This is a genomic window from Rothia sp. SD9660Na (genome assembly GCF_030064065.1).
Lineage (GTDB): Bacteria > Actinomycetota > Actinomycetes > Actinomycetales > Micrococcaceae > Rothia.
In genome coordinates this window covers 220,315-233,761 of sequence record NZ_CP125946.1, presented here as the reverse complement: position 1 = coordinate 233,761, position 13,447 = coordinate 220,315, and the positions used below count along the sequence as shown (strand labels likewise).

The 13,447-nt window shown below is 59.8% G+C and carries 12 protein-coding genes; 5 read left to right on the top strand and 7 right to left on the bottom strand.

Features of this window, described 5'->3' with window-relative positions:
* Positions 1–10: 10 nt before the first annotated feature.
* Positions 11–529: an inorganic diphosphatase gene (locus QM007_RS01215; RefSeq protein ID WP_135011601.1), complete on the bottom strand. Its 519-nt coding sequence runs from the start codon at positions 527–529 to the stop codon at positions 11–13.
* Positions 530–738: 209 nt separating this feature from the next.
* Here QM007_RS01215 and dacB point away from each other — a divergent pair, with 209 nt between their 5' ends.
* Complete coding sequence (gene dacB / locus QM007_RS01210; protein WP_283490202.1) at positions 739–2,139, top strand: D-alanyl-D-alanine carboxypeptidase/D-alanyl-D-alanine endopeptidase; 1,401 nt, start codon at positions 739–741, stop codon at positions 2,137–2,139.
* A 76-nt stretch (positions 2,140–2,215) separates the two neighbouring features.
* Here dacB and QM007_RS01205 read toward each other — a convergent pair whose 3' ends face one another.
* The gene (locus tag QM007_RS01205) at positions 2,216–3,334 is read right to left on the bottom strand and encodes a CAP domain-containing protein (protein ID WP_283490201.1); all 1,119 of its coding nucleotides are present in this window, start codon (positions 3,332–3,334) and stop codon (positions 2,216–2,218) included.
* Between the two features lie 605 nt (positions 3,335–3,939).
* Here QM007_RS01205 and QM007_RS01200 point away from each other — a divergent pair.
* The 3 genes from QM007_RS01200 to QM007_RS01190 are packed head-to-tail and all read left to right on the top strand — an operon-like array spanning position 3,940 to position 9,115.
* Complete coding sequence (locus tag QM007_RS01200) at positions 3,940–7,734, top strand: AAA domain-containing protein (protein WP_283490200.1); 3,795 nt, start codon at positions 3,940–3,942, stop codon at positions 7,732–7,734.
* Between the two features lies 1 nt (position 7,735).
* Positions 7,736–8,464, top strand: coding sequence for a hypothetical protein (locus QM007_RS01195; protein ID WP_283490199.1), 729 nt, complete (start codon positions 7,736–7,738; stop codon positions 8,462–8,464).
* Positions 8,465–8,500: 36 nt separating this feature from the next.
* Positions 8,501–9,115, top strand: a complete 615-nt coding sequence (locus QM007_RS01190; protein WP_283490198.1) for a recombinase RecJ — start codon at positions 8,501–8,503, stop codon at positions 9,113–9,115.
* Positions 9,116–9,134: 19 nt separating this feature from the next.
* Here QM007_RS01190 and QM007_RS01185 read toward each other — a convergent pair whose 3' ends face one another.
* The 5 genes from QM007_RS01185 to QM007_RS01165 all read right to left on the bottom strand — a co-directional run bounded on the left by QM007_RS01185 (position 9,135) and on the right by QM007_RS01165 (position 12,477).
* The gene (locus QM007_RS01185; protein ID WP_283490197.1) at positions 9,135–9,326 is read right to left on the bottom strand and encodes a hypothetical protein; all 192 of its coding nucleotides are present in this window, start codon (positions 9,324–9,326) and stop codon (positions 9,135–9,137) included.
* Positions 9,327–9,417: 91 nt separating this feature from the next.
* The gene (locus tag QM007_RS01180; RefSeq protein WP_283490196.1) at positions 9,418–9,783 is read right to left on the bottom strand and encodes a DCC1-like thiol-disulfide oxidoreductase family protein; all 366 of its coding nucleotides are present in this window, start codon (positions 9,781–9,783) and stop codon (positions 9,418–9,420) included.
* Positions 9,743–11,017 (bottom strand): glycosyltransferase 87 family protein, encoded by a 1,275-nt coding sequence (locus QM007_RS01175; RefSeq protein ID WP_283490195.1) that lies wholly within the window; start codon positions 11,015–11,017, stop codon positions 9,743–9,745. The genes QM007_RS01180 and QM007_RS01175 overlap by 41 nt, the downstream gene beginning before the upstream one ends.
* Positions 11,018–11,019: 2 nt before the next feature.
* Positions 11,020–11,412, bottom strand: coding sequence for an antitoxin HicB (locus QM007_RS01170; protein ID WP_283490194.1), 393 nt, complete (start codon positions 11,410–11,412; stop codon positions 11,020–11,022).
* Positions 11,413–11,616: 204 nt separating this feature from the next.
* Entirely contained in the window at positions 11,617–12,477 is an 861-nt protein-coding gene (locus QM007_RS01165) for an HAD family hydrolase (protein ID WP_283490193.1), read from the bottom strand.
* A 218-nt stretch (positions 12,478–12,695) separates the two neighbouring features.
* Between QM007_RS01165 and QM007_RS01160 the strand changes: the two genes are divergently transcribed.
* Positions 12,696–13,379 (top strand): metal-dependent transcriptional regulator, encoded by a 684-nt coding sequence (locus tag QM007_RS01160; RefSeq protein ID WP_283490192.1) that lies wholly within the window; start codon positions 12,696–12,698, stop codon positions 13,377–13,379.
* Positions 13,380–13,447 lie beyond the last annotated feature (68 nt).

Below are 13,447 nucleotides of genomic sequence, written 5' to 3'. Positions count from 1 at the left end.
CACCAAGTCTTTAGTTATCGTCTGCTTCAGCTTCAGCAGCGGACTCGTAGTGAGACTTCTCAAAACGCTCCTGGGCCTCAGCCACCAGCTTCTCGGCAAAGGCGCGGTCTTCCCAGCCCTCACCCTTAACCCACTTACCGGGTTCCAGATCCTTGTAACGCTCGAAGAAGTGCTTGATTTCTTCCTTGAGCTGGTCGGCAACATCGCCGATTTCCTGGATATGGTCGTAGCGCTTGTCTGCGGGAACACACAGAACCTTGTCGTCGCCGCCAGCCTCGTCGGTCATACGGAAAACGCCGATAGGGCGGGCTTCAACCAGCACGCCGGGAACAACATCAACGTCCAGGATTACCATGGCGTCGAGGGGGTCACCGTCTTCACCCAGGGTGTCCTCAAAGTAGCCGTAAGCGGTGGGGTACTGCATAGAAGTGAACAGTACGCGGTCCAGACGCAGGCGACCGGTTTCGTGGTCAATTTCGTACTTAACGCGTGAGCCGCGGTTAATTTCAATAGTGACGTCGAGTTCCAAGGGGAACCTCCTGGTTGAGTGGTGTGTTTGACCCGCGCTACGCGCGAGTGGTTCGGCATATTAGTCTAACCGAGAACCGGCAGGCTGGAGCCTTTTTACAGGGCAGGCGCGCCAGTGTCACCCGTATTACATGCCTCTGCTTCCACGGTTAGACATATACCCTTATAGAGAAGAACACCTTTGCCCAAGAGCTAACCTGTGGAGGTTTCATGGTTACTTCTCACCAACGCCCCCTGACCGCCTGGGTGACCACTGCCCTGCTCGCAGCCGGGTGTGCGGCAGCAGGTGCCTGGGCTGTGCCCGCCTGGCAGGAGGCCCAAGACCTTAAAGAAGCCTCGGTAGCACCTACTATTGCGGTCTCACCGGTAGCAGGGGGCAGTGCGGACGCCGGTACCCCGCTTGATTCTGCTGCCCTCAGTACCGAGTTGGACGGTGTACTCGACAGCCTGGATCAGGGGGTTGTCTCAGCCCAGGTTCTTGATGCAGAAACCGGCCAAAGCCTCTACGCCCGTGATGCGCAGGCTAGCCGCACCCCGGCGTCCAATATGAAACTGCTCGTGGACTACGCCCTGCTCACCACTGCCCCGCAAACCCGCTTCACCACGTCCGTCGACCTCAACGATGACGCGACCCTCACCCTGGTTGCAGGCGGTGACACCCTACTGGTGCCCGGGCACTCCGACCCCACCGCAGTCATGGGGCACGCCGGCGTTGAGACCCTGGCAGAACGCACCATCGCGGCACTCACCGAACAGGGTATGAGTAGCAAGACTCTCACTCTGAATCTCGATACCACTGTCTTTTCGGGTAACTCTCTCAACCCCGAGTGGGCACAGGAAGACATCGACTCCGGATTCATCAGCGCGGTCACCCCCCTCGCCTTCTTCTCCCACTACTCCCCCAACGAAGACGGAACCGCTGCAAGCGGCAGCCGTCCGGCCGACGCCCCGGCTGAGGTTCAGCAAACGCTGGTAGATGCGCTTAACCGCCTGGGGGCGGACGCCGGACTCACCTTCACCGCGGGTGAGCAGGTAAGTACTCCCAGCAGCGGACGCAAAATCGCAGCCGTACAGTCAGCCACCGCAGCCCAGCAATCTGCCCTCATGATGCAGGAATCAGATAATTCGCTGGCTGAGACCCTAGGACGTAATCTTTCCGTAGCCACCGGCGGCGACGGCTCCACCCAGGGCGCAATAAGCGCAGTCCACGATGCCCTAGCCTCTGCCGGCCTGCCCACCAACTACACCCAGGTGGACCTCAGCGGGCTCTCCATGAACAACCAGGTCAGTAACGAACTGCTCACAGCTATCACCCTGCGTGCGGTGACAGGTGACACCGCCGAACGCCTCACACTGCAAGGCCTGCCAGTAGCCGGCTACAGCGGCACCCTGAGGCTTGCAACCCGCTTTAACGACGCCGATGAAGTAGGCGGACGCGGGGTCGTCCGCGCTAAAACTGGAACCCTGAACTCTGTGCTGTCCCTCACCGGCTACACCGCTACAGAGTCGGGGCGACTGCTGGTTTTCTCGGTTATCCTGAACGATCTTGACGACACCGAGGCCGCTAAAAACACCGTGGACCGTTTCGCCGCCACCCTCAGCAAACAGTAGGGTGCTGAGTATAGAGAACGGCGGCCCTGCAGGTGCAGGGCCGCCGTTCTCTAAAGCATCTGAACAGGAAAGATTGTTAGCTTACCCAGACGCCGCGGGCTTCAGTCCAATTGATGGTGGTGCCGCTCGAGAAGGTCACGCGGGTGACACCGTCGATCCAGCGAACCTCATCGGTGGCGGGGAAACCGAGAGCAGCGGGGCCACCCAGAGCGTACCAGTGGGCAGAGATGGCTCCGGATTCATTGATGACGTGGGCGTTTGTAGACGGGGTCCAGTAAACGGAGTTAATGGTCCCGTTCTTCACGAAATCCTGTCGCATGCTACCCCAGAATTCGTATTCTGACCCCATGGGGTAACCCCAGTTATGTTCAAAGCCGCTGCTGGCATAGCGGCTACCAATAGCACCACCCCAGTAAACGTTATGAGCACCGGTGGAAGCGGTCCAGTAGATGGTACGACCCTTAGAGAAGTTCTGAATCACACCACCGTTCACAGAAGTAAAAGGATCACCAGTGGGCAGGCCAAAGGTATCAGTCCCACCCTTGGCATGGTAGTGATCGGCAAGCTTGTCACTCAGGGGGTAAGCGCTTACCTCAGACGAGCCGTTAGCCAGGGTGCTGATGCTGGTGATGGTGGAGACGTAGTCATTAGGGCCCTTACCGGCTTCGTAACGGTAGATACCGACGTTACCCAGTACTCGCCAAGGCAGAGAGGTGCCGTGGCCGTAGCAGAAGCCGATACCGATGACGTTTGCCTGGGGAGCCAGGATGGCTGCACGGTGGGGAGGGGAGCTCTTCCAGAAGTTGAGAAGCTGGTTGAGGTCGTCATTGTAGGAAAGAGCGATGACTTCGCGGACGAAGCTGTAGCCCTGCACCTTGGAGTTGTAGAGGAACTCGGTGCCGTGCGAGAAAGCTCCGGCCTTGAATTGGCGGATAGCCTCTAGCTCCATAACAGAGGCCACGGTGGCTGAGTGCTTGACTGCGCCCAGGCCGTTCTGGGCGCGGTAGGCGTTGATGAGGTTGAGCAGGGTCTGCTGGTCGGCAGCACGCTGGGCGGCAGTGACGGTGCGAATATCTGATGTGGCGGCAGTGGCTGCAGTGATTGCGGTGGTAGCTGCCAGGCCGGTGAGGGCCAGGACGGCAGCCTGACGGCGGGTCGGCTGAACAGCTCGTGCGGTTTCAAGAATGTTCTTCATGCAGATTCCTCTTTTTGGAGTGGTAATGATGCAAAGGGGATTTTACTGAACACAACTTTATAGAATCGTGACCTATTTTTGACCGCTTTGTGACATTTTTTTGGGACTTAATTCAGACCTGAACACAGGCTGAGAATTATAAAGATTACTTATTGCTAACGTTCTAGCACCTCAACCCCACCTTCCAAATCTCATCACAGCCAACTCACCCAAGCCAGCTTCCGCAAAAATTCACTCGCTCCAGGAGTGTTGCCACCCCTGCAGACATCCCAGAAAAACAGGGGATGATAAGCCAAAAATTTGCAGACAACCCGTGTGAACACCAGCAAAGATAGATCCCACTGAACACCACCACACTTCCACCGACACCCCGAAGCTCAAAAGTCCACACGATTCGTCCATTCAATAAATGAGAAATTTGAATGTATGTCATAGATTACATTTTTCAAAGTTTTTGTTCTAAACCTACACGCAACTTTTAGAATATGTGTTCTAAATTCTTTTATTGGTCCGAACCACTTATAGGCGAGAGTTAGCGAGCGCTCGGACCCTAAAATGTCAGCCCTCCTTGCTAGCCTTGAAGACAGTGAACCTCTAGGAGCCCCATGTTCTTCATCGACGCAGATTCTGCCCCCTCATTACCGGCGATGGCCCTCGATCCCCTGGGTAAATCCCTGGTCTATTCAGCCACCGACTTGGTAACCTCAGCCCAGTGCCAGTTTGCCGCACTCTATACCCTTGACCAGCTACTGGGCAGGGCGCCGCGCCTCGAACGCATCGAAGACCCCCAGCTCCGCAGGGCAGCTGCCCTGGGCGAAGCTCACGAACAGCGCGTCCTCGATGACTTTCTCCAAACCTACGGAAGCTGGGACCCAACCTCGGGCCAGGGGGTGTATCAGGTTGAGCCCCCGCGTACCTACACTCGGCAGGCTCTCGAAGAAAAACGGGAAGAAACTCTCGAAGCGCTGAGGGCAGGCGCAGATGTTGTTTTTCAGGCCAGCTTCTTTGACGGTTCCTTTCACGGGCGGGCTGACTTCCTGGTCAAGCAGCCCGACGGTAGCTACCGGGTAGTTGATACTAAGCTAGCCCGCACGGCTCGCGTGCCTGCCCTCTTGCAGGTTGCGGCCTACGCCGACCAGTTACAGCGGGAAGGTATCGCTTGTGACACCCGCGTATCGCTAATTTTGGGCAACGGTGTTGAGTCCCTCCACGAGCTTGCTACCCTCATACCGGTTTTTGAGCAGAAGCGCGAGCGCCTTCTCGACCTCCTTACCGCCCACCGGGCGCCGGGTACAGCCCCGGTGACCTGGTTTGTAGAAGCCGATAGTCCAGAGGTAACACGCTGTGGGCGCTGCGATACCTGCCAGGTGATGGTGCAGGAGCATCGCGACATGCTGCTGACCGCCGGAATGACGGCACGGTCACGGCAGGCTATCTATGAGCGGTGCGGGGTGCAAAGTATTGATGAGCTAGCTAGCTTGGCAGGTCAGTCCCAGCTCCCTGGGCTGGTGCGACGCTACGCAGAGCAAGCAGCCTTGCAGACCGGCATATCTAAGCCCGATGGTGCAGCCACGGTGCAGCGGGATGGCCAAGAACATACCGTCTCGTATAAGCTCTTCCCCCGTCATTCTCTTCGTATGCTCCCGTGGGCCAGTGCAGGCGATCTCTTCATCAGCCTGCTCTCTGACCCCCTATGGCACGATGGGCAGGCAGCTCACCCCGAGCTAGCCTGGGGTTTGACCTACGGCTTGGGCGCTGCGTCTCTACCCGAAGAGCCCGGTGCGGAGCCTCTCTTCAGTCAGTTCTGGGCAGCAAGTCGCAGTGCTGAGGGCCGCCTCCTTGCAGATTTTCTCGGTGTGCTACACCATCAGCGGCAGCTTCACCCGGGCCTGCGGGTCTATTATTTTGGGGCGGCTACTCTCACTACCCTGCAACAGCTGGCGGCGATGCACGGTGTGGGCGAGGCTTACCTGACCGATCTCCAGCGTGACGGTGTGCTTCTTGACCTCTCTGAGGTTCTACGACGTTCCATGCGCATCAGTACCGGCACTCGGGTCCTGGCAGATATTGAGCCCCTCTACGCCACAGGGTTAGAGCCTGAGCTGGATATACCGGTCACAGCTTTTGCTGACATGTCGGAGGTCGATCAGGCGGGCAAGCATGAGCAGGTGGAGGCTATGCGGGGCGCCCTTGCCCGTAGTCTCTACCGCACCGGCCTTTCACTATGTCAGTTGCGCTCCTGGCTGCTGGAGCTAGCTGGCCGGTCGGTTGACGAAGAGCTGGTGCAGCCTGCTCCCCTGGCTGACCTCAATGAACTCTTGGTACAGGCGGGTAGAGCAGAGGATGAGACCGAGGCGGAGCGAACCTTGCGCCGGTTTGTTGAGGCCCTGGACGCCAGTGGTGAGCTAGAGCCCCAGAAGCAGGCGGTTGCCATGGTAGCTACGGCCACAGGCTACCACCGCCGCGAGCGCCGCCAGTTCTGGTGGGATCACTTTAATCGTTTGACGGCTCCCCGTGAGGATTGGGAGGACGCCCGCGATGTGGTTTTGCTGGGGCGGTTGCAGGTGGTTGCCGATTGGCATCGCCCTGAGCGAGCTCGGTCTACGGTGCGTTTATTGAGCGGGGTTGCGCGGGTTGCCCCGGGGTCATCGGTGAAGGTGGGCGACAGCGGCCTGTTTGCCATGTATGCGAGGCCTTTTCCACCGTTTTTGGAGCGGGAAGCTCGGCAGCAGGCTCTGACCTATGCGGCGCTGCATGAGGGTGTCTTGCCGGTGGAAGCTGAGCGGGCCGGAGCCTTTAATACTGAGATTGTGGAGTTAGAAGAGATTCCCGAACATGAGGTAGGTCAGCCCAACCTGGTTCGTCTCACGATACGGGAGAGCTTGAAGGCCTCGGACGGTGAGCCTGCTGAGCCCTACTCGCATCTGCCAATGGCGCTGACGCCGGGTCAGCCTATTCCGACTCAGGCTCAGGAGCAGTCTCTGCTGGAGCTGGCTACACGGACAGCCCGCGTCCTGCCTGAGCTACCGGCGGCGGCCGGTACAGACCTGGTGCGCCGCCGTCCGCCTCGGCTGGTGGGAGGTAGCGCCCTGCCACGCCCTCGGGATTTTGTGGAGACCCACGGCTCGCTAGCGACCGTGCAGGCTATCTATCAGGCGGTGAGACAGCTTGATCGGTCGTATGTGGCGGTGCAGGGCCCTCCGGGGTCGGGCAAGACCTTTGTGGGCTCGCATGTGATTGGGCGCCTGGTAGCTGCCGGCTGGAAGGTGGGCATTGTGGCTCAGTCGCATGCGGTGGTTGAGAACATGCTGCTGGGTTGTATCAGTAATGGCGGGGTTGACCCCGACCAGATTGCTAAAGGGGCGGGCAAGAGTCAGACCCCGAATTTCCCCTGGCGTGAGGTGCGTAACCCCGAGGTCGCCCGGTTTATGGATGAGCCCGGTGGCCGTATTTTTGGCGGCACGGCCTGGGATTTTGCCTCTGACCGCAAGTTCCGGTTTGAGGGGCTTGATCTTCTGGTCATTGACGAGGCGGGCCAGTATTCCTTAGCCAATACGCTGGCGGTGGCCCGGTCTGCTAAGAACCTGCTGCTTCTGGGCGATCCGGCCCAGCTGCCCCAGGTCACGCAGGGCACCCACCCCTACCCGGTGGACGAGTCTGCCCTGGGCTGGCTTTCAGCCGGTCGCACGGTGCTGCCCGAAGAGTTTGGCTATTTTCTCGATGTCACCTGGCGTATGCACCCGGCCCTGTGCGCCCCGGTCTCGGCTCTATCGTACGAGGGGCGGCTGGCGTCCGCGCCCTCGGGCACCGAGAGGCACTTGGAGGGCTGGGAGCCCGGGGTCTACCTGCGGACGGTAGAGCACAGGGGCAATTCAACAGCCTCGGTGGAAGAAGCCGATGAGATTGTGGCTTTAGTGCGTCGTTTTCTGGGGCATCTATGGATGCCCCACCTGGCTGCGCCCGAGCAGGCAGCACCGCTGGCACCATCAGACATCATTGTGGTGGCCGCCTATAACGCCCAGGTTGATACCATCAGGGCGGCCCTGCTTGAGGCAGGGCTGGCAGACGCCGACGGTGGGGGTGTGCGCGTCGGTACGGTGGATAAGTTCCAGGGCCAGGAGGCTCCGGTGGTGCTGGTCTCGATGGCCGCTTCCAACGCCGGTGATAGTCCCCGCGGCACCGATTTTCTGCTCTCACCCAACCGGCTTAATGTGGCTCTTTCCCGCGGCATGTGGGCTGCTGTAGTGGTCTGTTCAACCCGCTTTACCGACTTTATGCCCACCAGCCCCGAAGCCCTAGCCCTGTTAGGTGCCTTTATCCGTCTTGAACAGGCGGCCCTGCCCTTCCCCGCTGAAGGGGAGGCGGACGTCCGCCCCGATTACCCCACTGCTAGGAGTTAGCATGCCCCTCTCCCCCACCCACCGTAAGCGCTCCCCCTACCTCTTTCACTTTGACGGGCAGACCGTGGCCCTGGGCGAGCCCCGCTACTTGCAGCGTATTGATGAGCGTCTGCGTGAGCAGGGGTACGCCACCCGCCCGACCTACTGGGACCAGGCCTACCTGGCTGACCTGGCAGCCTCGGCTCCCGAGGAGGGCGCGCAGGATCAGTTCGCTTCGCCCAGCGACCCCGCCCAGCTCAACAGTGTGGGGGTTTCGTGTAGCAGCAGCGAGTTCTGGTCGGCTATGTATGCCCGCAGCTTTGACGCTACACCCTGGGGTGGAGAGGGCGACACCCTCTATATGCCCCAGCTGCCCGACTGGCTAGAGCGCACCCGGGCCTGGACACTTGACCCTCTAGCGCCGCAGGACGGACCCGGCGGCCTAGACCCGGCAGGTGGCTGGGTGCGGGTACGGGACCAGGCGGGAGCCGGTGCTCCCCTGGGGCTATTTCAGCTCACCAGCCCCGATTATTTCTGGGTCTTTGGGTCAGCGCCCGACCTCAAACAGGTGGTGCACCTGTGCCGGGAGTTGGGGCGCGACTTATCCGGCTTCGACTCTGCCACCGCCTATCTGGGCTATGACCTGACCTGCAGTAGCGTCCGACTGCCAATTGAGTGCGCCCAGCCATTGCAGGAGCAGCTCTTCCTTGCTGGGGTGGACGCCGAAACCCTGCTCTGGGGCGAGGGCTAGTTTTCTGCCCGGTGACTCTAGGGCATACTGAGAGACATGTTTGTACTGACCTTCATCGCCCGCTCTGCTCGGGCAGATCTCACCGACCTGGGGAGCCGTCTCGAACAGCTGGCTCCCACTGTTGCTTTTACCCGCACCTACCCCGATGAGCTGCAGGGGGCTTTCGATCAGGCCGAGGACGCCCTCGCCGCCGCCCTGCTCGGGGCTCGTTTTGGTGATTTCTGGGTGGGTATCGGAGCCGGTGAGCTAGTGCGGCCGCGCTTCGCAGCGGCCCTGGGGGCGGTTTCTACCCCGGAGTGTTCCGGTACTGCTTTAAGCCTGTCACGCTCAGCCGTGGAGCAAGCCCAGACCGGCGCCCCGCCGCGCGGCATCTGCGTGCACGCAGCTAGTCAGGGGGTGCGGGCGGATCAGGTGACCGGCCTGCTGCGCCTGCTCTACCGGGTGGCGTCCGCCCGCACCGAAGCCGAGTGGCGGGTGCTCGACCTGCTCGTGCCCGGCGTGCGCGGGCAGCAAAAGGCGGTAGCCCAGGCTCTGGGGATTACCTCCCAGGCGGTGAGTAAGACCCTGGTGCGGTCCTACTGGCATGAGGAGCTGGCTTCTCGCGAGCTCATCGCCGAGCTGCTTGAGGGTTTGGAGAGGCAGGACCAGTAGGCCGGGCACCGGCAAACTGTCAGTGCAAGAGGAGTGAAATCACCAGAATCACGGGCATGGCGCCCACGGTGACGGTTCCGGCGTCCTTTTTGAGCAGGAATCTGGCGATGACGGCAAAAAGCAGGGCGACCGTAGCGAAGCTCAAAATAGCCACGGGAAGGCGGCCGGAGAAGATAACGTGCAGGTCAGCCCCGCCCATGGTCACGAACATGAGGGGGCAGGGGCGACGAAGAAGGCAAAACGGTTGAGGGAGACCCTTCAAGAACTGCGAGCATGCTGGGCTTCTTTCTGCCGTCGAGCCGTTAGGGCTTGAGCTGGCAGGCGGTGGAGCGGTTAGTGGAGATGTGCAGGTAGACTCGCTCAGCCAGCGGGCGCAGCAGGGGGTTCTTCAGGGCGGACGCCGCTACCCGCACGGGTGCGTACCGGCTGGTGGCCAGGGCTAGGGCGATGGCGAGCGCCCCATAGGCTACCTGCCCGGTGGGGGTGATGAAGGGGATTTGGCGCATGAAGCGCTCAAAATCGACGCCGTGCCCTTGTAGGCGATCGTAGTGCCCGGCTTGCACCCGGGCGTCTAGGCCCAGATGGGTGAGTACCCCTGCGGCTTTTTGGCAGATGCCGCAGTCGGGGTCATAGAGTAGGACGCCGGTGGCGGGCAGGGTGTCGCTCATGGTGGGCCTTTCTCTGCGGGGTCAGGTATAAGACCACCATAGCAAGCAGGGCGAGCAGCACCAGAGATGAGCGCATTATTTCAACGGGTATGACGGGCCAGCCGGCATGAGCTGCTAGATCACCCAGGTCTGTGAGCTGAGCCAGGCAGGCTAAAGCCCAGATAGCAGCCAGAGCACGTGCAGCTCGCCCACGAGTAACCAACACTGCAAGAGTGGGTATAACCCAGACCCAATGGTGCAACCAGGAGACCGGGGAAAGTAGGCAAGTAGCACAGCCGAGTACTGCGGCGGCAGCAAAACCATCACCACACGCTAACTCTCGGTGGGCCTGGGAAAACGCTACCGCTACAACAGCTAGCAGGAAGGGTGCTAACAGGAGCAGAGAGTGGGTACCTACCCAGCGTTCAGCCACCCCCTGCAGAGAGCTGTTACCCGAAGTAGCGAAGTTGGTTCCTAAATCGACAACATTCTCCAGGCCAGAGAGTTTAGACCCAAAATAGGTTGAACTGGGTTCAGGCAGGAGCAGGAACCCCAGGACTACGGTAGCTAAGGCTGTCGCAGTTGCCGAAAAAGCCGGGTGCAGGCGTCCGCTGACCCAGAAGAAAAGAATAAAAAGAGCCGGAGTCAGTTTGATCCCTGCTGCCAGCCCGATCAGCACTCCGCGAGGCAGGTAGCGGGTCTGTGGGCGAACCATGTCGATGAGGCAGAGAGAAACAAGAAGCAGATTAATCTGCCCAAAGATAAGATGCTGAGCTACGACGTTCAGGGGTAGAGCAAGCAGGTAGGTAGCGGAGAGTACCGCGGCCCGGTGGACACCGGTAAGGGACGGGCGTATGTAGATGAGGCTGAGCAAGAGCAGGATGCCCAGCGCCAGGCAGTTGAGGAGGGTCCAGACTCCAATCCCTAGCGGTTCCGGCAGCCAGGCTAAAGGAATCAGCAACAGAGCGGTAAAGGGCGTGTACACGAAGGGGAGACCCTGGGGTACGTACACCCCGGTAATGGTCTGACTATAAAAGTCAGCCCCGGCAAGCACTGCTACCCCGGTTCCGCGGTAGACTCCGTAGTCAGCCGGAGTAAAAATGAGGGTTGAATCCAGGAGTAAGCAGCGCGCCCAGGCGGTAGCCAGAGCTAAAAGGCAGAGAGCAACCGCTCCTGCACAATAGTTCTTAAGGACGGAACGGTTCGCCCCCCCCTGAGAGCTCTGATGCTGGTTATCAACGAGGGTGACGCTCATGTCTAGGCGACCTGGAGCTGCTGGACGCGTGCTTTTGAAACTTCAAGAATCGCTGCCGTCTCGCCTAGCGAAAGCCCATCTTGTCTGAGCTGCCGCACAACTTCTCGAATCTTTGCTGCAGCTTCTTCTTCTTTTTGCTGGGCGAGTTTTAGGTCTCGGCGAGCTGACTCAAGTTCCTCAGATACTTTTTCATAAATCAGGTGAACCCGAATAGTAGAAAAATCGATGTCGGGGTAAAGGGTACCCATATAGTCAATTACTTGCTGGCGGGCAGAGGTAAGACTACGTACCTGGGTAGCATTGTCTTCATCGATAATGAGTTCCCATCCACTTGCCCAGGGACGCGCCAGAACATTAAGATCAGTTTTCATTCTGCGTTTCATGGGCTTAACCATAAATACAGTATATCCCCCCTACACCCAATAGGTATAGAGGGGATATATGGGGGCTTATTCATTAGGGTAGGTGGAGCAGGCTCACAGCGAAGCTGCTGGCTCGGCGGCTGGCGTGAATCGCATTGTGAGCGAAGCGAACCATGCGAGAGGGTCGGCAGCGAGCGTGAGCCTGCGGAACCCCTTATGAATAAGCCTCATGGTTTTTTAGAGCAGGTCCCGCAGGATCGGCACCGTACCGTCCTCGTAGACCGAACCGGTGACGTCCGTAGCCAGCTCCGCCACCTCGGGCAGGGCCTGGCCCATAGCCACGCCGCGGGCGGCCCAGTGGATCATTTCCTTGTCGTTCAGGCCGTCACCGATGGCGATGGTGTGGCGGGGGTCCACGCGCAGTTTGCGGCGGATCTGTTCCAGGGCGGTTGCTTTAGAAACACCGTGGGCGGCCACGTCGAGCCAGGCGCTCCAGCCCACTGCGTAGTTGACCCCGTGCAAACCTGAGTCGTAGATAGCGCGTTTGAAATCTTCGGGGGTGTCGGTGGGTGAGCAAACCACCACGCGGACGGCCGAGTTCATAGAGGCCATCTCGGTGCGGGTGGTCTTGACAGTATTGACCCCAAAGGACCAATCCTCGAAGTTGTCGGTGGCGTACACGGTGCCGTCGGGTGCTTCAAGGGCTAGGGAGGCGTGTGGCAGCTTGGCCTTGAGTAGCTTAATAGCGTTGGAGGGGTCGAAGCTGACCTTGTCGATAATGCGGTAGCCAGCCTCAAGTGAAGGGTCGATACTGAGAGTAACCGCGCCGTTGGAGCTCACCGCGTAGCCGCGGGTCAGCCCAATCATCTCGACGATGGGCAGGGTGGCGCCCAGGGAGCGTCCGGTGGAAATGACCACGTGGTGGCCGGCGTCCACGACATCCTGGGCGGCCTTTTTGACGGCTTCGCTCATGGCGCCGTCGTGGTTGACCAGGGTGCCATCAACATCGATAGCGACCAGGTACTTGGCGCCTTCTTCTTTCTGCCAGGTGGAGCGGCGCAGCGGCAGGGTCTGCATGTCTTTGATCTCTGAAATCATCGGTGTCTCTTTTCTTCTCGTGTAGACCAGACTATACAAAAGCCGGGTTAAGGCAAGGTGAGCAGGGGGTGAAGGGTCGCCCAGCGGGGGCGTCCGTAGGGTGAACTGCATGGTTTCTTTCGAGATGCGGTAAGAATATCCGCAGTTCGAAAGAAACCCCGCAGTTCGCGAATCTATCGGGTCGGGCCAGTACAGAAGTGGGGGTTAAACTTGTATGTATGTCTCTTGCCAAGCTGTCTAACAGTACCCAGAACTACCTCAAAATTATTTGGGGCATTACCGAGCACGGTACCGAGCCGGCGTCTACCTCTGTCATTGCGGCGAGGGCAGGGTTACGTCCGTCGTCGGTATCGGACGCGGTGAAGCGGCTTGCTGCCGCCGGGCTGGTGGAGCACCAGCGGTACGGGACAATTGAGCTGACAGAGCAGGGACGGGAATATGCGGTGTCGATGGTGCGTCGCCACCGCCTAGTTGAGACTTTTCTGGTGAAGACGCTGGGCTACACCTGGGATCAGGTACACGATGAGGCGGAGGTGTTGGAACACGCTGTCTCAGACTTAATGATTGAACGGATTGACGCCCTGTTGGGGCACCCAACCCGCGATCCACACGGTGACCCGATCCCCTCCCCCACGGGTGAGGTAGAGTCCATTGCCCCGCATACCCTTCTTGATTGTTCGCCGAAGGACAGGGTGCTGGTAGAGCGTATTTCGGACGACGACCCCCAGCTTTTGCGGTTCTTTGCAGGGCATGACATTGCCCCGGGTACGCGCTTAGAAGTTACCGCTGTTAACAGTGCAGAGGCGGGGCAGGGTTCCGCCGTGAATCTGGTTCTGCCTAATGATTCTGAGCTCTCCCTCGATGCGGGTGCAGCTGCCGCCGTGTATGTCTCTTACCTGTAGAAAGTAGGAGCGTAGGACGGTCTCGTCGTGGCCTGCCCGCCTTGTGAGGAGGTGCAGGTTGGCTCTTC